Origin of the sequence: Leucobacter komagatae (assembly GCF_006716085.1) — a bacterium.
Taxonomy (GTDB): Bacteria; Actinomycetota; Actinomycetes; order Actinomycetales; family Microbacteriaceae; genus Leucobacter; species Leucobacter komagatae.
This window is the reverse complement of the sequence record NZ_VFON01000001.1, coordinates 54,628-77,381: the sequence shown is the minus strand read 5'-3', so window position 1 is coordinate 77,381 and position 22,754 is coordinate 54,628. Positions and strand designations below refer to the sequence as shown.

General features: G+C 65.7%; 17 protein-coding genes. 6 read left to right on the top strand and 11 right to left on the bottom strand.

The genetic code is table 11. The features are described 5' to 3' along the window. Nucleotides 1-14: 14 nt before the first annotated feature. The 4 genes from deoC to FB468_RS00315 form a co-directional block, all read right to left on the bottom strand. A complete protein-coding gene (deoC, locus tag FB468_RS00330; RefSeq protein ID WP_141885591.1) occupies nt 15-704 on the bottom strand; it encodes a deoxyribose-phosphate aldolase in 690 nt (229 codons plus the stop codon). A gap of 77 nt (nt 705-781) precedes the next feature. Next, nucleotides 782-3,364, bottom strand: coding sequence for a DEAD/DEAH box helicase (locus tag FB468_RS00325; RefSeq protein WP_141885590.1), 2,583 nt, complete (start codon nt 3,362-3,364; stop codon nt 782-784). A gap of 44 nt (nt 3,365-3,408) precedes the next feature. Continuing rightward, a complete protein-coding gene (locus FB468_RS00320) occupies nt 3,409-6,591 on the bottom strand; it encodes an AAA family ATPase (RefSeq protein ID WP_141885589.1) in 3,183 nt (1,060 codons plus the stop codon). Next, entirely contained in the window at nt 6,588-7,796 is a 1,209-nt protein-coding gene (locus FB468_RS00315) for an exonuclease SbcCD subunit D (protein ID WP_141885588.1), read from the bottom strand. Before FB468_RS00315 ends, FB468_RS00320 begins: the two co-directional genes overlap by 4 nt. A gap of 122 nt (nt 7,797-7,918) precedes the next feature. Between FB468_RS00315 and FB468_RS00310 the strand changes: the two genes are divergently transcribed. The 4 genes from FB468_RS00310 (at nt 7,919) to FB468_RS00295 (ending at nt 13,919) form a co-directional block, all read left to right on the top strand. Next, a complete protein-coding gene (locus FB468_RS00310; protein ID WP_141885587.1) occupies nt 7,919-9,007 on the top strand; it encodes an NADH:flavin oxidoreductase/NADH oxidase in 1,089 nt (362 codons plus the stop codon). A 3-nt stretch (nt 9,008-9,010) separates the two neighbouring features. Then, entirely contained in the window at nt 9,011-10,258 is a 1,248-nt protein-coding gene (locus tag FB468_RS00305) for a winged helix DNA-binding domain-containing protein (protein WP_141885586.1), read from the top strand. Nucleotides 10,259-10,483: 225 nt separating this feature from the next. After that, on the top strand, nt 10,484-12,220 hold the full coding sequence (locus FB468_RS00300; protein ID WP_141885585.1) for a cation:proton antiporter: 1,737 nt from the start codon (nt 10,484-10,486) through the stop codon (nt 12,218-12,220). Between the two features lie 262 nt (nt 12,221-12,482). Beyond that, nucleotides 12,483-13,919, top strand: coding sequence for an amino acid permease (locus FB468_RS00295; RefSeq protein WP_141885584.1), 1,437 nt, complete (start codon nt 12,483-12,485; stop codon nt 13,917-13,919). 30 nt (nt 13,920-13,949) lie between these two features. Here the strand turns inward: FB468_RS00295 and FB468_RS00290 are convergent, their stop codons facing one another. Both FB468_RS00290 and FB468_RS00285 read right to left on the bottom strand, forming a co-directional pair. Continuing rightward, nucleotides 13,950-14,531 carry an isochorismatase family protein gene (locus tag FB468_RS00290; protein ID WP_141885583.1) on the bottom strand — a complete coding sequence of 194 codons (582 nt, stop codon included), beginning with the start codon at nt 14,529-14,531 and terminating at the stop codon, nt 13,950-13,952. A 120-nt stretch (nt 14,532-14,651) separates the two neighbouring features. Further along, entirely contained in the window at nt 14,652-15,134 is a 483-nt protein-coding gene (locus tag FB468_RS00285; RefSeq protein WP_141885582.1) for an Lrp/AsnC family transcriptional regulator, read from the bottom strand. 198 nt (nt 15,135-15,332) lie between these two features. Between FB468_RS00285 and ald the strand changes: the two genes are divergently transcribed. Together ald and FB468_RS00275 are read left to right on the top strand one after the other, a co-directional pair. Then, nucleotides 15,333-16,460, top strand: coding sequence for an alanine dehydrogenase (gene ald, locus FB468_RS00280; protein WP_141885581.1), 1,128 nt, complete (start codon nt 15,333-15,335; stop codon nt 16,458-16,460). Between the two features lie 24 nt (nt 16,461-16,484). Beyond that, on the top strand, nt 16,485-17,018 hold the full coding sequence (locus FB468_RS00275) for a hypothetical protein (RefSeq protein ID WP_141885580.1): 534 nt from the start codon (nt 16,485-16,487) through the stop codon (nt 17,016-17,018). A gap of 133 nt (nt 17,019-17,151) precedes the next feature. On the opposite strand, the gene FB468_RS00270 is transcribed toward FB468_RS00275, so the two are convergent. From FB468_RS00270 to FB468_RS00250, 5 genes are all read right to left on the bottom strand, one after another. Next, a complete protein-coding gene (locus FB468_RS00270) occupies nt 17,152-17,862 on the bottom strand; it encodes a hypothetical protein (RefSeq protein ID WP_141885579.1) in 711 nt (236 codons plus the stop codon). Nucleotides 17,863-17,897: 35 nt separating this feature from the next. After that, complete coding sequence (locus FB468_RS00265; RefSeq protein ID WP_141885578.1) at nt 17,898-18,605, bottom strand: hypothetical protein; 708 nt, start codon at nt 18,603-18,605, stop codon at nt 17,898-17,900. Nucleotides 18,606-18,639: 34 nt separating this feature from the next. Next, nucleotides 18,640-19,251, bottom strand: coding sequence for a hypothetical protein (locus FB468_RS00260; protein WP_141885577.1), 612 nt, complete (start codon nt 19,249-19,251; stop codon nt 18,640-18,642). Nucleotides 19,252-19,343: 92 nt separating this feature from the next. Beyond that, on the bottom strand, nt 19,344-21,290 hold the full coding sequence (locus tag FB468_RS00255) for an alpha/beta hydrolase (protein WP_170219586.1): 1,947 nt from the start codon (nt 21,288-21,290) through the stop codon (nt 19,344-19,346). Between the two features lie 176 nt (nt 21,291-21,466). Further along, on the bottom strand, nt 21,467-22,747 hold the full coding sequence (locus tag FB468_RS00250; protein WP_141885575.1) for a pyridoxal phosphate-dependent aminotransferase: 1,281 nt from the start codon (nt 22,745-22,747) through the stop codon (nt 21,467-21,469). Nucleotides 22,748-22,754 lie beyond the last annotated feature (7 nt).

Below are 22,754 nucleotides of genomic sequence, written 5' to 3'. Positions count from 1 at the left end.
GCCCAGCTGCGAGGCTAGTAGCCGCCGTCGGCTGCGGTCTCCGTGGAACCCCAGCCCGCAACGATCGCGCCGGTTGCCGAAACGCCAAAGCGGGTCGCCCCGGCCGCCCAAAGCTGGCGCGCGGTCTCGGCGTCACGGATACCGCCAGAGGCTTTCACTCCGAGGCGCCCACCGACGGTGTCTGCCATGACCTTGACGGCGTGCACGCTTGCTCCGCCAGCGGCATTGAAGCCGGTGGAGGTCTTCACGAAGTCCGCGCCCGCGGCCTCAGATGCGCGGCAGCAGCCGACGATCTGCTCGTCAGTGAGCGAGGCGCTCTCGATGATGACCTTGAGAACCTTGCCACTACTCGCTTCGCGCACAGCCCGGACTTCAGCCTCGACACCGGCCCAGTCACCGGCGTGGACGAGGCCGGGGTTCACGACCATGTCGACCTCGTCGGCCCCATCGCGCACGGCCTGTGCCGCCTCGAAGGCTTTGACCTCGGCCTTGTGCACGCCTGACGGGAACCCGACGACGGTCACGATCTCGAGCCCGCGCTTGTCGACAGGCAGCAGCGAAGGGCTTACGCAGACCCGCTTGACGCCGAGCGCGACCGCGTCAACGAGGAACGCTTCGAGCTCTGCAGCGGTTGTCGGCGGGGCGAGCAGCGTGTGGTCTGCGTTCGCGAGGAAGTGTTCAGGGGTCAGTGCCTGGGGAGTCATAGTCTGAGTCTAGATAGTGGGTGCCTCTGGCGCGAGTTGACCCGGCGTACTCGCAGTCACAGGGTAGCCAGCGGGCATCAGGCGGTCGGGCCGACGCGGTTCACTCGCACGACGGGTTCGCCCTCGAGTTCAGACGCGGCCAGGTCGATCTCACCCTCGATCCCCCAGTCTTTGTCCCCGTCGGGGTCGAGCAGCACTTGGCGGAACTCCCAGGTGCCCGCCTGCTCCGCCTGCTTGTCGAGGGTCAGCAGACCAGCGGCCCGAGCGTCGCCGTCGACCCGGATCTCGTCGTACTCGGTGAAGTATCCGTCGAGGGCGTCACGCCATTTCTGCACCCCAAACCCGTGCGGCGCGTCGAGCGTTTCGAGCTCGTCGTAGTGCTCAAATGCGGCAGCCTGCACCCTGCGGAAGAGCGCGTTGCGCACCATGACCATGAAGGCCCGCTGATTGGCAAGGAGCGAGCGCGCCGGTGGCGGCCCGACGAGCGCAGCATCCTCCGAGCCGTGGCGCGCGGCAAGCTCAGCAGCCACATCGGGGTTCGCGAGCTCGGTCCATTCGTCAACGAGGCTTGAGTCGACTTGGCGCACGAGCTCACCGAGCCAGTCGATGATCTCGTCGAGTTCCTCTGTCTTGGCAGCCTCGGGCATCGTTCGCTCGAGCGCCCGGTAGGCGTCACTCAAGTAGCGCAGCACGCCGCCCTCTGCCCGCCCGAGTCCGTAGTAGTTGACCAGGTCACGGAACCCGAAGGCGCGCTCGATCATGTCGCGCACGACCGACTTGGGCCGAAGCTCGTAGTCGCGCGCCCACGGCACCTCCTTGACGTACTCCTCGAAGGCTTCACCGAGCAGTTCGGCGAGGGGCTGCGGGTGGGTGATCTCTTCGAGCAGTTCCATCCGCTCCTCGTATTCGATCCCGTCAGCCTTCATCGCGCCGATGGCCTCGCCGCGGGCGCGGTGCTCCTGGGCCCGCACGATCGCGCGGGGATCCTCAAGCGTTGCCTCAATGACGGAGATCGCGTCGAGCGCGTAGCTTGGCGAATCGGGGTCGAGGAGCTCAAGCGCCGCGAGCGCGAATGGCGAGAGCGGCTGGTTGAGGGCAAAGTTCGCCTGCAGCTCAACGGTGAGGCGCAACAACCGCTGCCCTCGGCCATCGATGTACGACTCGACGATGCCGCCGCGCACGAGCGTGCGGAAGATCTCGATCGCCGTCCGGGCGTGCGCGAACTGAGCGGCCCTCGGTTCGTGGCTGTCGAAGACGAGCGTGCGGAGCGTGTCGAGGGCGTCGCCCTCGTACTGTTCGCCGCGACCGATGACCCCGAGCACCATCGAGTGAGTGATTCTCATGCGACTTACGAGCGGCTCCGGCGACGCCGCGACGAGCTTGTCGAGAGTCTGCTCAGTCCACGCGACGAACCCCTGCGGCGGCGACTTCTTCTTCGCGGGCTTGGCCTTCTTACCACCGCTCGCCTTTGCCGCGGCCTTCGCTGCCGCGCGCGCGTTCTCCACCTCGAACTCGGGCGCGAGCGCGATCACGTCGCCCTCGGTGTCAAAGCCCGCCCGGCCGGCCCGACCGGCAATCTGGTGGAACTCGCGCGCTGACAGGCGACGCATCTTCTCGCCGTCGTACTTCGTGAGCGCGGTGATGACGACGGTGCGGATCGGCACGTTGATCCCGACCCCGAGCGTGTCCGTGCCGCAGATGACCTTGAGCAGGCCGCGCTGCGCCAACTGCTCGACGAGCCTCCGGTACTTGGGCAGCATGCCCGCGTGATGCACCCCGATGCCCGAACGCACGAGTCGCGAGAGCGTCTGGCCGAACCCCGCTGAGAAACGGAATGCTCCAATGGCCGCCGCAATCTCGTCGCGCCCGGCGCGGTCGACGAGCTTGATGCTCGCGAGTGCTTGGGCCTGTTCGACAGCGTGCGACTGGTTGAAGTGCACGAGGTACGCGGGAGTCTCCCGGTCTTCCACGAGCTGTTCGATGACCTCGTGTGTGGGCGCCACGGCGTACGTAAACTCGAGCGGCACTGGCCGCTCGACGCCGGTCACGAGTTCAGTGTCGCGCCCGGTGCGGCGGCTCAGGTCGTCGGCGAGCTCCGTGACGTCGCCCAGCGTCGCCGACATGAGCAGGAACTGCGCGTCTTCCATGAGCAGGAGGGGCACCTGCCACGCCCAGCCGCGGTCGGGGTCAGCGTAGAAGTGGAACTCGTCCATCACCACCTGGGTGATCCCGTTTGCCTCGCGGTCGCGCAGTGCGAGGTTTGCGAGAATCTCGGCGGTGCAGCAGATAATCGGCGCGTCGGGGTTGATGGACGTGTCGCCCGTAATCATGCCGACCCGGTCAGCACCGAACACAGCAACGAGTTCGAAGAACTTCTCGCTCACGAGCGCTTTGATGGGCGCCGTGTACACGGTGCGTCGGCCCTCGGCGAGCGCGGCGAAGTGCGCGCCGAGCGCTACAAGCGACTTGCCGGTTCCCGTTGGAGTAGCGAGGACGACGTTCGACCCGAGTGTCATCCCGAGGATCGCTTCCTCCTGGGCCGGGTACAAGCGCAGCCCGCGCTCTTCCCACGCCCACTCCTCGAACACCGCGAACGTCTCATCCGCTGTCGCGGCACCGCCTGTGCGGTTCATCTCGTCGAGCTGGCGAGCGAGGCTCATCGCGCGTCCTTTCGGTTCCGGGTCGGTGTGGAGTCGGTCATGGGTCAGTCGTGAGGTGTTGGCGAATCGGATGGGAGCACGCCGTCGCCGCGCAGCCGGCTCACGCCTTGGCCGTCAGCGACCACTTCCAGGCCACCTGCGAGCCGCTCCTTCAGCTCCGACACGTGACTAATGAGCGCGACCGTCCGGCCGCCCTCGCGCAGCCCGTCAAGCGTTGCGAGCGCTTGGTCGAGCGCGTCGGGGTCAAGCGAACCGAACCCTTCGTCAACGAATAGCGTATCGAGTTCGAGGCCACCAGACTCAGCAGTGACGACGTCGGCCAGCCCGAGCGCAAGCGCTAGGGAGGCGAGGAAGCTCTCGCCTCCTGAAAGCGAGTCAGTTGTGCGCGCATGTCCCGTGTACTCGTCGATCACTGCGAGCCCAAGACCAGACTGCCTGCCGCGCGCGCGAGGGCCGTCGTCGTGCGCGAGCCTGTAGCGGCCGCCCACCATTGTTGCGAGGCGCCGGTTCGCCGCAGCAACGATGGCTTCGAGACGGGCCGCGAGTACAAAGACTTCGAGACGCATCCGCTTCGTGTTCGGGTCTTTCCCCTGCACCGTGTCGGCGAGGCGCCGCAGCCGCAAGAGTTCCTCCCCCGCCACCGCGAACCCCGCAATCTCGCGGTCAACGGACTGAAGCGTCGCTTCGTGCTCGGCGGCGATGCGCTCCGCAGCTGCGAAGCTCGCCAGCGATGCCTCCGCTCGCGCTTCCGCTGCTGCGGCGATCGCTGCAAGCCCGTCGAGGTCGAGCGGGCGCGTATCAAGGTCTTGGAGGTCGGCAGCCGCCAGCTCACCCGCGTTCCGCTGCGTCTCGTCGTCGTATTCCCGGACACTGCGGCGAAGCGCTTCGATCTTGGCCGCCTCGCGAACGGCAGCCTTGACCGCGACGATGCCGACCTCGATGTCAGAATGATCAAAGCCCGGGGTGATGAAGCCCTGGGCAAGGAGCGCGTCAGCAACCCGCTCGCGCGCACTCGCGGTTGCGGTCTGGGCGGCGTCACGTTCAGCACCGCTTCGAGCGCACTCCGCGAGCGCGCGCGCCAGAACCTCAAGGTGTTCAGTTCTCGCATCGATGCTGGCGTAGCTGCCCCGCGCAGAGCCAAGCTCTTCCGCGAGTTCAACTGCCTGGGCTTCGCGAGCCTGGATCGAGCTTGTGAGCGATGCGACTCTCGCCCCGAGGTCTGCGACTCTCGCGGCCCGTTTTGCTGTTTCCTCCTCGGCCAGAAGCAGCTGCGCGTCGATCTCGGAGACACGTTTGCCCGCGGCACGCGCGGCCTCGAGTGCTTCCGCTGCCACGCTGACAGCTGAAGCGGCCTCGTCAGGTGTGGCCCCCTCGCTGGTTGAGCGTTCGGCCGAGAGCTCCGCCTCGATCTGGCGCTCCGCCTCGCGGGCTGCGTCAAGGCGAGTTTGGGAGGCGGCGCGCTGCGCTTCGGCCTCTTCAACGGCTTCGGGTGTCACAGGGTCGGCGTGCGACGCGGGCGCGGGGTGCGTCGTCGACCCGCAAACTGCGCACGGCTCGCCCTCCATGAGCGCGTCGGCGAGCTCGCCCGCCATCCCCGCAATGCGACGCGTTAGAAGGTCACTGACCGCGGCAGCTGCGGTAGCGGCCTCGATCGCGCAGTTGGCGGAGCGCGTATGGGCCGCTTCGAGTCGCGTCTCGAGGCCGGTCACCGCATCCGCGGCCGTGCGTTTGGTCGTGGCGCGCCCGAGGTCGGCCACGCAGCGGTCAAGGCCTGCGGCGGTTTCCGCCGCCGGGGCTCGCTCCGTTCGCAGCTCGGCGATCCGAGCTGGTAGCGCCGCCAGCGAGACCTGTTCTTCCCTGTGGTCAGTAGTGACGGCGCCGAGTTCCTCGCGCGCTCCTGTCAGCTCGGCAAGCAGCCCGGCGTGACGTGCCTCGTCGTCGCGGGCGTCAGCGAGGGATCCGAGGAGCCTCGCGACCTGATCCTGATCATTCGCGAGCGCCTCTCTCGTCTCGGCCCAGGGCTCGTCGCCGGAGAGCCGACTTGAGCGCTGCGGAGGCAGAACCGATCGCACCGAAGCCTCGGCGTCGTTTGAACTCGCCGACGATTCTTGGGCGAACTCCTCGTGCGTTTCCTTGAGGCGCCCCCAGGTCTCCGCCCACTGCGCAGCGGCCGCAGCCTCAGCAGCGCGAGCCCCGTCAAGCTTTCGAAGCTCAGCGGCGACGATCGCCGCCCGCTCCGCGGCCTCGACCTCCGCCCTCGCAGAGCGTACGTCTTCGGCCCGCGTGGCGAGCGCAGCCCGCTTCTCCTCCGCCTGAGCGAGGCGTTCTTGCCGCGCGCGCAAGGCGCGGGCACCGTCGAGGTCTGACGCCGCGGTACGCTGCGCTGCCCGATCTTCGGCAGACCGAGAGCCCAGACCCGCGGCACGCTGTGCGAGCGCTTCGACCGCACGCCCGACGCGCTCACGCCGCTGCAGCACTGTCAAGACTTCCGGGTTTTCCAGGCCTTCCGCCAGCCCCAGGGACGACTCCACTGAATCAGAGTCGGCAGCGTCGCGCGCAATAGCGGCTTCGAGGCCTCCGATGAGGGCATCAATTCGTGCTTCGCTCTCTTTCGCGGCTCCGTCGAGGGCTTTGCGACGCTCAACGAGCTCCCCCTCGATATCCGCGTACCGCCCAGTTTGGAACAGCGTGCGCAGCGTCGCCTGCCGCTCGTCGTCTGCGGCACGGAGGAACCGCTGGAAACCGCCCTGGGACAGCATGACTACTTGCAGGAACTGGTCGTGGTTGAGCCTGAGCACTGGGCTGAGTTCTGCGGCAACGTCGACCGGTCGCGAAGCAAGGCCAAGCCAGTCTGACGAGGCGTCGTCCCAGCGCCAGAGCCGGGCCTCGGTCTTCTGCGTCGTTGTGCCGCCGCCGCGCTTGGCTGGACGAGTGTACTCAGGGCTGCGTTCGATCAGGTAGCGCTCCCCCGCGACCTCAAACTCGAGGCGCACGAGCGTTGGCTTCGCCGGCGCCGAATGGTCGGAGCGCACCCTCGATACCATGCCGTCGTATCGCGGCACCGCCCCATAAAGGGCGAAGCTCACGGCGTCAAGCAAGCTCGACTTCCCCGCGCCCGTGCGCCCAGAGATCAGGAGGATGCCGCCGCTCGCGGCGGCCACAAAGTCGAGCACCTGGCGGTCGCGAAACGGACCAAAGCCCTCGATATCAAGCTTCCGGATCCTCATTCCGCCGCCCCCGACCCCGCGGTGCCCACGTCGCCGGCAACGGCCGCGATTACCTCGCGCATCAGCTCGCGTTCGCTCTCGTCGAGGCGTTCGCCCCCGCGCACGTGCCCAAGGAACTCGTCGATAACTTCCATCTCAGACTTGCGGGCGACTCGCTCGGCGTAACTTGCGGAACCGCTCGATGCCGGAGCCGAGGGCAGAAACTCGATGTGCGCGCAGTACGCGAAGCGCTCCCGCAGCCGCCGCATCGCATCGATCGGGCGAACGGCGTCGGTCAGCGTTGCCTCGACCCAGCTCGCCTCGTGTTCGGCAAACGCCGTATCGGTGAGGAGCTCCGCGAGCGTGCCCCGCAACCGCGCAAGGGGTCGCGGAATCGGGAAGTCTGCCCAAGCCACGTCCACGAGGCCGCTCGCGTCGAGGTCGACGACCCACCCGCCGCGCGGTTTACCGGCCTCGGTGAACGAGAAGTGCACGGGCGCGCCGCTGTAGCGAATGCTGGGTGCCAGCTCAGCGCGGCCGTGAATGTGCCCGAGCGCAACGTAATCAAAGCCGGCAAACACGGAGGTGGGGACGACGTCGACGCCACCCGCCGTGAGGTCCCACACCAGCCCTTCGTTCGCGGCCGCGACCTCGGTTCCGTCAGCGGCCGCGTCGCCAAGGCCCCCCGCGACAAAGCTGTGTGACATCACAACCGACCTATTGCCCCGCTCACCGCGCAACTCACGAATCTCGTCAGTCACTCGCGCGATGAGTTCACGGTGGGTGCGAAGCTTCTCGCCCGGGTACAGCGCGGTGTGCAGCATCGGCTCGAGATACGGGATCGCGTAGAGGTCAACGCTGCCGTGGGCGTCAGTCAGCACGATCGGTCGGCGAAATGCGTCGTCGCTCGTCACGACGTGGACCCCTCCAAGCGCCGCCCACTCCGACTGAAACCCGAGTCGCGCCGCATTGTCATGGTTGCCGCTCGTGATGACGACTTGGGCCCCTGCTTCCCGAATGCCACGAATGGCGTCTGAGAGCACCCCGTAGAGCTCCGCTGCCGGAGCCGCGTGGTCAAAGACATCACCCGCCACGAGTACAACGTCGACACCCAAGTCACGGACGATCGCTGGAATCGCGCCGAGCACTTCGCGCAACTGCGGCAGCGTCGAGTTGCCGTGAAAACTGCGGCCCAGGTGCCAGTCCGAAGTGTGCAGGAGTCGCATGGCCAATCCTCTCTGTGGGCGCGTAGTTGCGGGATGAGTCAAGCCTGGCACAGGGCTCGGACATTCGTGCGCGAGTTTCCACAGGCAGTGCGAATGTCGCACGCTATCGCTAGCCTTGGGCCATGCCGAATCCGATCCTGTTCCAGCCGTTCTCGCTCCGCGGTCTCGAAGTACGAAATCGCCTCTGGGTGTCACCGATGTGCCAGTACTCGGTTGCGGAACGCGACGGCGTTCCGCGCGATTGGCACCTCCAGCACATTGGCGGGCTCGCGCGGGGCGGGGCGGGCCTCGTCGTCGTCGAGGCAACCGCTGTGGTGCCCGAAGGCCGCATCTCTCCCGAAGACCTCGGGCTGTGGAACGAGCAGCAGGAATCCGCTTTCGCTCGACTCGCGGGCATCGCGCACTCGCACGGCGCAGCGATCGCCGTGCAACTCGCCCACGCAGGCCGCAAGGCGGGCACCTACAAGTGGTGGCCGGGTGAGCCCCACGGCTCCGTTCCCGTCGACGCCGGCGGCTGGGAGACCGTCGGGCCGTCGGCCCTCCCGTTCGACGAGCACCACGCGGAACCGCGAGCGCTCACGGCCGGCGAGATCGCAGCGCTCGTCCAGTCGTTCGCTGACGCAGCGGATCGCGCGGTTCGCGCGGGCTTTGACGCGATCGAGGTACACGCAGCCCACGGCTACCTGCTGCAGGAGTTCCTGTCGCCGCTCTCGAACCAACGCACAGACGAGTACGGCGGTTCCCTTGAGAACCGTGCGAGGTTCGTGCGCGAGGTGGTGCGTGCGGTTCGGGATCGCCACGCGGAGCTACCGATCCTCGTTCGCATCTCCGGCACGGACTGGGTCGCGGGCGGCTTCGATGTTGAAGATGCCGCGGTGCTGAGCGGCTGGCTCGCCGAGGATGGCGCAGACCTCATCGACGTGTCGTCCGGGGGCAACTCGCCGAGCATCAGCATCTCGGCTGGCCCTTCGTATCAGGTGCCGCTCGCCGCAAAGGTGAGGCGCGAGGGCCATCTTCCCGTCGGAGCCGTCGGGGTAATCACGTCGGCCGCGCAGGCCGAGGGTATCCTGGTCACGGGGCAGGCCGACGTGGTCTTCCTCGGACGCCCGCTCCTCGCGAACCCGCACCTGCCGCTGCAGTGGGCGACAGAGCTCCGGGCGCCTTCTGCGGCCACGCTCCTGCCACCGCAATACCACCGAGCGAGGTTTTAGCGGATGAGCGTCTCCCTTCCTAATGCCACACTGCTCGCTGTTCGCCAGATTGCGCTCGGACTACAGCCGGAGACGGTGGATGTCTCTGCCGCAGGCAAGACCGCAACGGAGCGGGTACGCGCCGTCGTGACCCACCTGTTCGCGGCCCAGGGACAGGACTGGCGCTCCTCAAAGTGGGCCGTCGGGGTCCGCGCGCGAGGCACCACCGCCCAGGACCTCGTCAAGGCGATGAACGACCGCACCATCGTGCGGTCGTGGCCGATGCGCGGCACAGTCCACCTCGTTCCGGCGGAAGACATCGGTTGGATGCAGCGCCTCACGAACCCGAAGGTACTTGCCGGGGCGCCGAAGCGTCGCGCCTTCCTCGGCATGAGTGACGAGGCGCTCGAACGGGTGACCGAGGTCTCGCTGCAGGCGCTCAGCGGCGGCACCAGTCTGACCCGCGCCGAGCTCTCGGCAGTCTGGACGGAGGCTGGCATCGAGTGGCAGCCTGCCTGGCGATATCACCTCGTCTGGTGGCTGTGCCAGAACGGGCTCACCACGTTCGGCCCGGTCGGGGCCGGCGAGGCCAGCGGGCCCGACGCCAGCGGACCCGACGCCAGCGGGCCCGACGCCAGCACCGACGCCAGCGGGCCCGACGCCAACGCCGACGCCGAGCCGCGTTTGGTACTCGCCTCCGATTGGATCCCGACCCCGCGCTCCCTCGATGGCGATGAGGCTCTCGCCGAGTTCGCGGCCCGCTACGTCCGCGGGCGCGGGGCAGTCGGGAAGAAGGATCTCGCTTCGTGGGCTCTCCTACCCGCCGCGAGCGCGGCCCGGGGGCTCGCCCTCGCCGTGGAGTCGGGCGCCGTCGTCGAGGCCAGGCGCGACGGCGTAGCAGGGGTAGCCGGCGCTCTCTGGGTCTCGCCTCAGGCTCTCGAAGCTGTCGAGAGCTCAAGGTCGGGCGCCGATCAGGATCGTTGGCAGCTACTCCCCGCGTTTGACGAGCACATCCTTGGGTTTTCTGACAGGTCGCCCCAGTTCGACGCAGCTCATCTCCCGCAGCTCATTCCGGGGCGCAACGGAATGTTCCAGGCGACCGTGGTGCACAATGGCCGCGCGGTGGGCACGTGGCGCAGAGACTCGAAGTCTCGCAGGCTCGAGTGCGCGCCGTTCCCCGGAGAACGCATTGACCTGGCGGCTCTCGCCCCTCGTGTTGCAGAGTGGGCGGAGTTCTACGGCGAGCCCACCCCCGACGTGGCGCTCGGTTAGGCCGCCTCCGACAACCGTTTCACCCGGTTTGCACCGTTTCACCCGGAAAACCCGAGACTTTTCCGGGTGAAACCGCGCAAAGCGGGTACATCGGCCAGCGGCGGCGGAGCGTACAGCGGCGACCGGCTGCCAGCGACCCAGCGGCACCCCAGCCCACCCCACCCCGCGGCTTTGCTCTCGGCATGAACTTGCTCTCGGATTGGCCCCACGTGAGAAACTAGGGCGATGGAGCTCGCACTTGTCGCAGTAGCAGCCGTCGTCGTTCTCGTCGGGGTTTCCCTCGTGAGCGGCCGCATCGGAATCGCGGCCCCGCTCGTTCTCGTCGTGGTCGGGATCGGCATCGGGTACCTCCCCGGCGTCCCGCTCATCGAAATCGACCCCGAGATCATCCTGCTCGGTGTCTTGCCACCGCTCTTGTACTCAGCCGCAATGAACGTGCCGTTCGTTGACTTTAGGCGCAACCTGCGCCCCGTAGCGGGCCTCTCCGTGCTGCTCGTGCTCATCTCTGCCCTCCTCGTCGGCTGGCTGTTGCACCTCGCGGTCCCCGCGCTCCCGTTCCCCGCGGCCGTGGCACTCGGCGCAGTGATCAGCCCGCCCGATGCCGTCGCTGCAACCTCCATCGGCAAACGGCTCGGCTTGCCCGATCGCATCGTCTCCATCCTCGAGGGCGAGAGCCTCGTCAACGATGCAACATCACTCGTGCTCCTGCGCACGGCGCTCGCGGCGGTCTCCGGAAGCTTCGTGTTCTGGGAGGCGGCAGGAACGTTCGTGTTCTCCGTCATCGCCGCCATCGCCGTAGGACTCATCATGGGCGTCATCACCGTGTGGATCCGCGCCAGGCTGAACAACCCCGTGCACGACACGCTCGTGTCGTTCGTCGTGCCGTTCGTCGCGTTCATCCCGGCCGAGGTCATCGGCGCCTCGGGCGTCCTCTCGGTCGTCGTCACGGGCCTCTACACCGGCTACCACGCGGTCAGGCGCTTCAGCGCCATCGCCCGCACGAACGAGCGGCTGAACTGGCGAACGGTGCAGTTCATTCTCGAAAACGGCGTCTTCCTCATCATGGGGCTGCAGCTGCATGTGCTCGTGAACGAGGTCACAGACTCCCAGTTCCACCTCGGCCATGTCGCCCTCATCGCCGGGGCGCTCGTGCTGCTGTTGATCGTCACGCGCGCCCTCTTCGTCGTGCCGCTCGTGTGGCTGATGCGCGGCGAACCCCGTCGCCGCCAAGCGAAGGGTGACGAGCTCGCGCGGCTAGAAGCACGACTCGCAAAGAACGGGCGCGCAAACGACGAGCGGGCGCAGCGGCGACTCAAGCTCGCGAAGGATCGTGCGAAGGCTGACCTCGACCACGAGCTCGAGCAGCAGCTCGGGTGGCGCGACGGGGTGGTGCTTACGTGGAGTGCCATGCGCGGCGTCGTGACACTCGCGGCCGCACAGTCGATCTCGACGGACGTGCCGTATCGCCCGCAGATCATCCTCATCGCGTTCCTCGTCGCGGTCGCAACCCTTCTCCTGCACGGGCTCACCCTCCCTGCCGTCATTCGGTGGCTGTGGCCTCGCGGCGTGAAGTCTGGCACCGATGACACCGAGGTGCTCGCGCTCAGTCACGACCTCGTTGATGCAGGGCTCGACGCGATCGACGACGAGCTCACGGTCGAGAGTGAGGATCCGAACCGGCAGCTGACCCCAGACACCGTCGTGCAGCGCGCGAAGATCTCAACGAAGGCCGCCCTCGGGCCGCTCGCGCTGCGGTTCCATGAGACCGGAGCGATCCAGACCCAGGCAGCAGAAACCCCCGCCGAGGCCTACCTCCGGCTCACACGGATCGCGCTCGAGGCACAGCGGGCGACCCTCATCGAGGAGCGGGCGATTGGCCGCTACAGTTCGCAGGCTCTTAGCGCCGCCGGGCTCGCGCTCGACGCACAGGAGGCCAGGCTCTCCCCCTTCACGGAGGAATAGCCGAGCCGCGCTGCGACACACCGCTCAGCACGGAGCACCATCCTGCCCACGGCCTTCCTGTGCGAACCCCATTCCTCAAGGTTTGCTCAAGCCGAGGGTGACTGTGGCTCGGCCATTGCTAGCGTGTGTGACGCGCATGCCTGCGCGACTGGCCTGACGAGCCAGCATCGCCGGCAGCACAGTGATATGTCGGTGTGGCCGTGTGACGATGCGACTGGCGCCCGGCGAACCCGACGCAGCTCAGAGAAACGGAACACTCTCCATGGCCCGACAGGCCCCCGCAGAAGCTCACGACAACCTCGAACGCGGACTCTCGAACCGTCACCTGCAGCTCATCGCCATCGGCGGCGCGATCGGCACGGGCCTGTTCCTCGGCTCGGGTAAGGTCATCAGCCTGACCGGCCCCTCAGTGCTCTTCATCTACGCGGGTATCGGCTGCATGATGTTCCTGCTCATGCGCGCGCTCGGCGAGCTCCTGCTCTCAAATCTCAACTACAAGACGTTTGGTGACATCGCGAAAGACCTCATCGGCCCCTGGGCCGGCTTCTTCGTCTCGTGGACCTACTGGGTGACCTGGATCGTCATCTGCGTCGCCGACATCATCGCGATCACCACGTACGTCGCCTACATCAACAAGGGGATCCCGAGCTGGGTTCCGGCGCTCATCACCGCAGCGGTGCTCGTTCTCCTGAACCTGCAGCCGGTGAAGTTCTTCGGCGAGTTCGAGTTCTGGTTCTCGCTCATCAAGATCATCGCGATCCTCGCCCTCATCGCGACAGGCGTGTATCTGCTCGTGAGTGGATTCAAGAACCCTGACACCGGCACCTCCGCTTCGCTCTCCCACCTCTGGGAGCACGGCGGACTGTTCCCGTTCGGCGCGAGTGGCTTCCTGCTCGGCTTCCAACTCGGCATCTTCTCATTCATCGGCGTCGAACTCGTCGGCACCGCAGCGGCCGAGACGAAGGATCCCGCGCATAACCTGCCCCGCGCGATCAACTCGATCGTGGTTCGCGTGCTCATCTTCTACATCGGCGCGCTGACCGTGATCATGGCGATCACCCCGTGGAACAAGCTCGACCCCGAACAGAGCCCGTTCGTGACGACGTTCGCCTATGCCGGGTTTGCCGCGGCCGCGTTCGCAATCAACCTCGTTGTGCTCACCTCGGCAGCGTCGAGCGCGAACTCGGGGTTCTACTCGGGCACCCGCATGATGCACGCGCTCGCCCGCGATGGCCACGCTCCGCGCGGTTTCGCCCTCACCGACGCCCGCGGCGTCCCCCGCCGCTCGGTGTTCTTCTCGACGGTGTTCGTGCTGTCGGTCGTGCCGATCCTGCTGCTCGGAAACAGTGTCATCGAGGCGTTCACGTTCGTCACGTCGGTCGCCTCGACGTTCATCATCTTCGTCTGGAGTATGATCGCGGTCAGCTTCATTTGCTACCTCCGCAAGCACCCCGAGCGTCACGCTTCCTCGAAGTTCCGCACCCCGCTCGCGCGGGTGACCCCGTGGCTGGTACTCGCGTTCTTTGCGTTCATTCTCGTCACGCTGTCACTCGCCGAAGACACGCGGCTGCCGCTCCTGTGCACTCCCATTTGGTTTGCTGCGCTCGCGGCCGCCTGGCAGGTGACGAAGCGCAGGCTCCTGCGTACGGGCCAACCGCTCACCGCGACGGTCGACATCCCGGAGCACGCCTCGGAGTAGCGGCGGCCTCGCCCCTATCCCGCGCCGCGGTTACAGGATCTCGATGCCTGCCGACGCAAGCTCACGGATCGCGGCGACCGACGTCTCGGGGGCGACCCCCGCAATGAGGTCGCCACGCACGCGCACGCGCATGCCGTTTGCTTGCGCGTCGAGTGCGGACGCGCGCACGCAGTAGTCGGTCGCGATGCCGACGACGTCGAGTTCATCGACGCCCGCCTCGGCGAAGACCTCGACGAGGGATCGGCCGTCGCCGGCGACGCCCTCAAACGCGGAGTACGCCGGCTCGCCCATGCCCTTGCGCACGTGCACGTCGATGCAGTCGATGTCGAGCGCCGGGTGGTATTGCGCGCCGGGCGTGCCCCCAACGCAGTGCACGGGCCAGGTGCCCGCAAAATCAGGATCGGATCCCGCCGCCGCGAAGTGCCCGCCGTTGTCGTTGTCGGCGTCGTGCCAATCGCGAGAGGCGACGACGAGGGCGTACTGTTCTGCCTCACGCTCGTTTCGGAGCAGCCCGGTCACGCCCTGCGCGACGGCCGCGCCGCCGTCAACTCCGAGGGCCCCGCCCTCCGTGAAGTCGTTCTGCACGTCGACGATCAGTAGCGCACGGGTCACGGCGATCCACCCCTCTGTTGGCCACCGCAGGGCGCGGCGGGCGAAGCTTCTCCCCCAACCATACGCCGCGCCGCGGCGAGGCCGCCAGGGCGAGCGCGGCGCCTAACCCGCTGGCCCGCGCTACGCCTGGCGGACGGGGTTCTGGTGGTGGCTGAAGACGATGCTGGTACGCGTCGACGACACCGCGGGGTGGGCCGACAGGTTCTCCATCACGAAGTCGCGCACGTGGTCGGAGTCGCGTGCGGCGAGGTGAATGATGAAGTCCTCGACGCCGCCGAGGAAGAACAGCTGCATGACCTCGGGAAGCGCCCGCAGCTCCTCACTCATTTCCGCGATGCGCTGCCGAGCGCCGGAGCGCACGGTCACGCTCACGAGCACCTGCAGGTCGAGCCCCATCGCGCGCGGGTCGACCGCTGCCGTGAACCCAGTGATGACCCGGCGGGAGACGAGGTTGCGCACGCGCGCGATGCACGTCGAGGCAGCGACACCGACACGCTCGGCGAGCTCCGCGTTGGTCATGCGACCATTCGTCTGGAGCTCCTCCATAATCTTCCGATCGACGGCGTCAAGATCGGTCTCGAGGCGAAGATTCTTCGATTCCATGCGTGTATTCCCTCTTCCACTTCATGCGCGGCAGGCCCAACAACTGATTCCGAAGAGAATTCACCAAATCTCTGCGGATATCGAATATACTTCAATCCTATCGCGTCACATCCGCTGTTTCGACCCTTTTGTAGACGAACTTCAACGGATACCGCGATGCAAACTACACACCCGTTACGCATTTATTTGGAGAAGATCATGCGCGTCGGTATTCCCACCGAAATCAAGAACAACGAGAACCGCGTCGCCATCACGCAGGCGGGCGTGTTCGAGCTCAAGCGCCGCGGCCACGAGGTCCTCGTGCAGGCAGGCGCCGGCCTCGGCTCGGCCATCACCGATGATGAGTACGTCGCAGCCGGTGCGACCATCGTCCCCTCGGCTGACCAGGTGTGGGCCGAGAGCGACATGATCCTCAAGGTCAAGGAGCCCATCGCTTCTGAGTACGACAAGATGCGCAAGGATCAGGTGCTCTTCACCTACCTGCACCTCGCAGCTGACAAGACGCTCAGCGAGGCAGTCGTGAACTCCGGCACCACCGCCATCGCGTACGAGACCGTGCAGCTCGCGAACCGCGGCCTCCCGCTCCTTGCACCGATGTCTGAGGTCGCTGGCCGTCTCTCGGTTCAGGTTGGCGCGTACTCGCTCATGAAGGCAAACGGCGGCCGCGGCATCCTCCTCGGTGGCGTCACCGCTACCCGCCGCGGCAAGGTCGTCGTCATCGGCGGCGGCGCAGCCGGCGAGCAGGCAGCTCGTATCGCTTACGGCATGGGCGCTGAGGTCACCGTGATCGACATCGCGATCCCCCGCCTCAAGCAGCTCGAGGACGAGTTCAACGGTCGCATCCAGACCCGCACCTCGAACGCCCATAACATCACCGAGGCGCTGAAGGACGCTGACCTCGTGATCGGCTCCGTGCTCATCCCGGGCGAGAAGGCTCCGAAGCTCGTCACCGACGAGATGGTTGCCCAGATGAAGGCCGGCTCGGTGCTCGTCGACATCGCGATCGACCAGGGCGGCTGCTTCGAGAACTCGCGCCCGACCACGCACGACGACCCCACCTTCCCGGTGCACAACTCGATCTACTACTGCGTGGCAAACATGCCGGGCGCGGTCCCCGAGACCTCGACCGCTGCACTCACCAACGCAACCCTCCCCTACGTCGTCGCTCTCGCCGACAAGGGCTGGGTCAAGGCACTCGCTGCTGACGAGGCGCTCGCTAAGGGCCTCAACGCACACGACGGCGTCATCACCTTCAAGGGTGTCGTAGACGCGTTCCCCGAGCTGCCGTTCAAGTCGGTCGACGAGGTTCTCGCAGCAAACGCGTAATCTCACGGGAGTACTCTGGATCCTATGGATCTTAAGTTCACCTTCGGAGGGGCGTCACCCGATCAGCACGATCACGGTGGCGCCCCTTCGGGCATTCCGCTGCCCTTCGCTGGCGCCGCGTCGACCCCCGTCTCTACGTCCAACGAGCTCGACGTCTGCGTCCGCCTCGTGTCCTCTCCAGAGGGATCAACGGCCATCGCCGAGGTCATCACCGGCGACGGCGTCACCTACACTCGCAGCGAGGTTGAGCTCGCCCGGGCTCGCACTGTCGGCGGGCCGCTTCCCGTCGACTCCAGCGAACTCATCGATGCTGAAGACATTGAGGCGCTGACGCGGGCCGTGCGCTCTGCGATCTCCCGCGCCGTCGCCGGGCTCGAGGGCCCACTCGCGTCTGCGATTACCTCGATCGAGCTCGACGTTCCTGGCGCTGCCGCCGTTGTCGCTGCGCTTGGCGCGGCCCCTGGCCCGCTCAACGAGCCGAAGACCGCCGGCACCGTCACTGAGGCGCTCCAGGCCCGCTTCGGCATCTCGGCTGGAACTCGCATCCGCACGAAGTAGTGGGGTTGGGCTTGGGCCGCTCCAGGCTCACCGCCTCCCGTAGAGCCACACCACATGCAATCGACGCCGCATATGTAGAAACCTCCGCTTTTCTACATATGTGGCGTCTTTTGCATATCTAGTTGGTGACGGGTCACTCCTCGGCGACGGACGGATACTTCTCAAGCGCGTCCCACGCAGGGAACGGCCGGTAGACGCCGGGGAGAAGGGTCACGTAGTTGTCTTCGTCCGGGTCGAATGTGTCCCCGTGTGCTCGCCCCGCGTTCTCGGCGTCTAAGCGTGCATGGATCGCATCATTTGTTTTCCGGACGGACCCCCAGTAGACGGGTGAGTGCATTGCGAGGTTGAATTCGCCTTTGTTCCAGTCGCGGGCCTCATACCAATACCCGTCAGGCGCAGTGACGGTCAGACGCGTGTTCCCCGGCGCCATGGGATCCTCGGTGACGTCCCAACCGCGCTTGGCCCACATCTGCCGAACATCTTCGAGCGTCACATGCGTGGAATCGTCGTACACATAGTTCCGAAAGCTGGTGTAGTAGTAGCTGTTATCGCGGGTATCGCCCACCAGCTTCCCCCCTAAATCAAACCCTGAGCCTGGGATTACCCCGGCAGACGTCTTAGTGCGCCATTCGCCGCCGTAGATGTCTTGCTGCATCGCAGTCACCCGTTGCTGTAGCTCGTCGTAGCGTTCACCAGCGAGCGCATACTGTTCCTCGAGCGGCTTACTCAGGGATTCCTCTTCGGTCATTCCCGCGCCATCTCGCGCACCTTCATTTGCCGCACACCCAGTCATCATCACTCCTACCGTCAATACCGCCGCCACAAACCGCATCAACTCATTCATTCGACTGGGACACCTTTGCTTGGCGGGCGATGCCGCTACTCGGCGACGGACGGATACTTCTCAAGCGCGTCCCATGCAGGGAATGGCCGGTAGACGCCAGGGAGGAGGGTCACGTTGCCGTCTTCGTCGGGGTCAAACGTGTCACCGTGCGCCCGCCCCGCGTTCTCGGCATCTAGGCGTTCACGAATCGCATCATTTGTTTTCCGGACGGACCCCCAGTAGACGGGTGAGTGCACCGCGAGTTTGAATTCGCCTTTGTTCCAGTCGCGGGCCTCATACCAATACCCGTCAGGCGCAGTGACGGTCAGGCGTGTATTTGCCGGCGCCATGGGATCCTCGGTGACGTCCCAACCGCGCTTGGCCCACATCTGCCGGACGACTTCGAGCGTCACATGCGTGGAATCGTCGTACACATAGTTCCGAAAGCTGGTGTAGTAGTAGCTGTTATCGCGGGTATCGCCCACCAGCTTCCCCCCTAAATCAAACCCTGACCCTGGGATTACCCCGGCAGACGTCTTAGTGCGCCATTCGCCGCCGTAGATGTCTTGCTGCATCGCAGTCACCCGCTCATACAATGCGTCGTAGCGTTCGCCAGCGAGCGCATACTGTTCCTCGAGGGGCTTACTCAAGGATTCCTCTTCGGTCATTCCCGCGCCGTCTCGCGCACCTTCACTTGCCGCACACCCAGTCATCATCACTCCTACCGTCAGCACCGCCGCCACAAACCGCATCAACTCATTCATTCGACTGGGGCCTTTGCTTGGGTGGGCGATGCCGTTACTCGGCGACGGACGGGTATTTCTCAAGCGCGTCCCACGCGGGGAAGGGCCGGTATACGCCAGGGAGGAGCTGAACGTAGTCGTCTTCGTCCGGGTCGAATGTGTCCCCGTGTGCCCTCCCCGAGTCTTCAGCCATCAAACGGTCATAAATATCATCAGTAAGCGGGTCATAGTCCCCCCAGTAGACGGGTGAGTGCATTGCGAGGTTGAATTCGCCTTTGTTCCAGTCGCGGACTTCATACCAATACCCGTCAGGGTCGGTAACGGTCAGACGCGTGTTTCCCTGTGCCATGGGCACCTCGGTAACGTCCCAACCGCGCTTGGCCCACATCTGCCGAACATCTTCGAGCGTCACATGCGTGGAGTCGTCGTACACATAGTTCCGATAGCTACTGTAAAAATAGCTGTTATCGCGGGTATCACCCACCAGCTTCCCACCTAAAGCAAACCCTGACCCGGGGATCACTCCGTACGAGGTTTTAGTGCGCCATTCGCCGCCGTAGATGTCTTGTTGCATGGCAGTCACCCGCTCATACAGCGCATCATAGCGTTCGCCAGCAAGCGCATACTGTTCCTCAAGCGACTTACTCAGAGATTCCTCTTCGGTCATCCCCGCGCCGTCTCGCGCACCCTCATTCGCCGCACACCCAGTCATCATCACTCCTACCGTCAACACCGCCGCTACACACCGCATCACCCGAATCATTTGATGGGCTCCTCACCTCTCATGATGTCCCATAGGGCACCCACGGTGCTCGATTCTGGGTTCATGTATCCGATTTCGTCTTCCGCCCTCACACCGTCAAACGTGTCTGCCGCCCATTGCAGCGGCCCGCCTGCAACCGGGATCGATTTCCAGTCGATGGGATGCAGGAGGTTGTGCATCGTAACTTGCTTCCCCCTTTCAGTTTTTTCCGAGGAGAACACGTAGGCGCCTGGCAGCTCTCGCGGGTCTTCACGTTTCTCGTAGGCGCCGCCGCCGTCTTCTGCCGCGGAGCGAAAGTGCAAGTGCTGCCCGGCGCCTGCGGCGATGCCGTCCCCGTCCGCGTGGGTAGCATAGATCTTCGTGCCCTTCGCGTCGCTGAGGGCCTGCAGGTCTGCGGTGGTCGTCCCGTACTTCAGGCCAGCTGAGCCCAGCGTGACGAATGCGTCAACTTTCGCGGACGTCGTTTTCAAGGCTTCGGCAAGGACGTTCGTGCCGTAGGAGTGACCGATGGTGACGAACCGGTCAATCGATTTACCACGCTGCGCCGCGATCCCATCCAAGAAACTCGACATGCGAAGAGCCCCGCTATCGGCACGATCCTGCCACATTTCCTCAGCGACGTTCGGGGCACGGTACCCGATCCACGTCACCATGGCAAAGTTCGGATCATCTGCTCTGATCTTCTTGAAGGCGTCTAAGGTGTCCCCTAGCTCCCGGACGTTTGAGCCCATTCCCGAGGCAAAGAGCCCGACCTGTTTTGCTTGGTCGAGGTCACCCATCGAGATACCCGCAGTCACGGCACCGTCATGCACACCAAACGACAGCAGCAGCACGGGGTCGCCGTCTGCAAGCTTCTTCGCGTCTTTCAAGCCGGCTCGAATGCCTTCGAGGTCAAGTTTGAAGTCATCCAGCGACATGTCCCACCAGTTCAGGCCCAGTTTCGCGTACGCCGCAGCAAGGTTCTCTGGATGGTCTGGGTCGAGCGCCCAGGTCAGCGCGTACTGGCCGGCCTGGTCCATCACCGCGAACGGGATGCCGTTCAGGCTTGCGAGCTCGAACGCGTATCGCTCAACGAACTTCTCGAGGTTGAACCCCTTCGTCGCCGCAAGCAGCGCCCACACCTTCGCGACATCCTCAGGAGACAAATTTGCATCAAACAACGCTCGCTCAAGGACCTTTGGATGACCAGCGCTGATCGCGAGCATGATATCGAAATCATCCAGCGTCCCGCTCCCAGCGAGTTCGAACGCTTCAGCAATCGACGCGATCCATCGTTCATCCGTCACGTTCTCATCGATGAAACGCGAGAACCCGTCCAACAGCGTCACGACTGCCGTAGGCGCCCACGAACACGCACTCGCGTACGAAGACACTGCCTTGTGCAACGCAGTCTGGCCCTCGCGCATCAACCCGGTGATCGTCTGCGACCGTTGCACAAACCCGCGAAGCGTCACCGGGTCCGCCGATGTCGTTCCACCAGCCCCCGCAGCACTCGAGTACCGGCCGCGCCCCTTCGGCGCGAACGCTGCCGTGATCGTCGGAGGCCGCACCGGTGTCGTCTCAGGCTCAACCCCAACAAACGTCTCGGCCTGGCTGGCCCCATACAACCCAAGTGTCTGCCTCCGCAGCGCCTCTGCCGCTTCAACCCGGGCCTCCCACGCTTCATGCGCCGCGATCCGCTCCCGCTCCTTCGCCGCGGCAGCAATCGCCTTGTCAACGAGGTCTGCGAGGTCGTCAAGCTTCCCAGAGAGCTTGCCCCGGTCGTCCGACTCAATCGCGCACGCATCGGTGAACCTCGTTGCGTACCCACCACGAAAATCCACGCATGCAGCATCAACCGCGGCAGAGCGTTCCCACCCGGCTCGCTGCAACATCGCAGCAACCCCACGAAACGCATCCGCGAGCGTCGTCGCGGTCGGTTCATCAAATGCGATGTCGGCCATCATCACCTTTCACGGACACGAGCGAGAGGCCACAGACCGCGGCCACAAACGACAAAGGGGAAAGCCATTTCTGGCTTTCCCCCAATGCTCGCAACTATACCGGATTCGGCACACCTGTTAGCAAACTACAGAACCTCCGCGTTGATTATAAGAGGCCCGGAGCCTTCATTCGAACGCTACCCCTGGAAGCGGATGATGCGGTCTAGCGCCTCCGCGACCGCGGCTTCGCCGGCCGCATACGAGAGGCGAACCGCGCGGTGACCGGCGACGGGGTCGAAGTCGCCACCCGGCACAACCGCGACGTCGGCACCCTCGAGCAGGGCCCGGGCGTATGACGACGAGTCGCCGAAGCGCTCGAGCTGTGGACCGAGCTCTGAGTAGTAGTAGAAGGCTCCGTCGGACGGCGCCGCCGTACCCCAGTTCAGTGAGGACTCGGCCTCGAGAATGAGCGCTCGCGCCCGAGCGAAGCCCTCAACGACTCGATCGCGCTCCTCGTAGGTCTCGTCAGAGAATGAACGCATCGCGAGTTCCTGGGCGGGCGCGGGCGGTGACAGGGCAAAGTTGGATGCAAGCGCCTCGAACGGCGCGACCATGTCTTCGGGAAGTAGCGCCCAGCCGAGCCGCCACCCGGTCATACCCCAATACTTCGAGAACGAGTTAATGACGATCGCCTCGCCGTCGAGCTCGATCGCACTAACGCCGCGGCGATCGCGCTGCGGCACGGCGGGGTCTGCAAAGGTGATGCCGTGGTAGATCTCGTCGCTAATGAACCGCACACCGCGCGCCGAGCACCACGCGGTGATCGCGGCGAGCTCGGAGCGTCCCAGCATCGTTCCCGTCGGGTTCGCGGGCGAGGCGACGATCAGACCTGCGAGGTCGCCATGCTCACGCACGGCTTCATCGAGCAGCTCGGGCGTGGGCTGGTACCTCGTTGCGGGCCCCGAGGCGATCTCGACCACGTGAATGCCGAGCGCGGTGAGGATGTTGCGGTAGGCGGGATATCCGGGGCTCACGAGGGCCACCCTGTCGCCCGGGTCGAAGGCGGTGAGGAACACGAGCTGGAACGCGCCCGACGATCCCGTCGTCACTGCGACCCGCGCGGGGTCTACCTCGACGCCGTACCACGACCGGTAGTGGCCGGCGATCGCCTCGCGCAGCGGCGTCGTGCCGAGCGGCCCGGTGTACCCAGCGGGCTGCAGCGTGCCCGGTGCCGGGCGCGCGCTCGGCTCGCCCGCGCACAGCGAGACCACGTCGTGCCCGGCGTGCCTGCGCCGCCCGACCTCGTCGGTGATCTGCATGACCTCGAAGACGGGGATCTCGGAGCGGCGTGACGCGCTCAGCGGCGCCCGTGCGCCTCCCTGGGCGGGGCTCAGCGGCTCGGCGGGAACCTCCGCGAGCGGCTTTGGGTCGAGCTTGATCGACGGCGGCGTCTTGAACGGGCCTGGAACCTTTACCATGACTCCA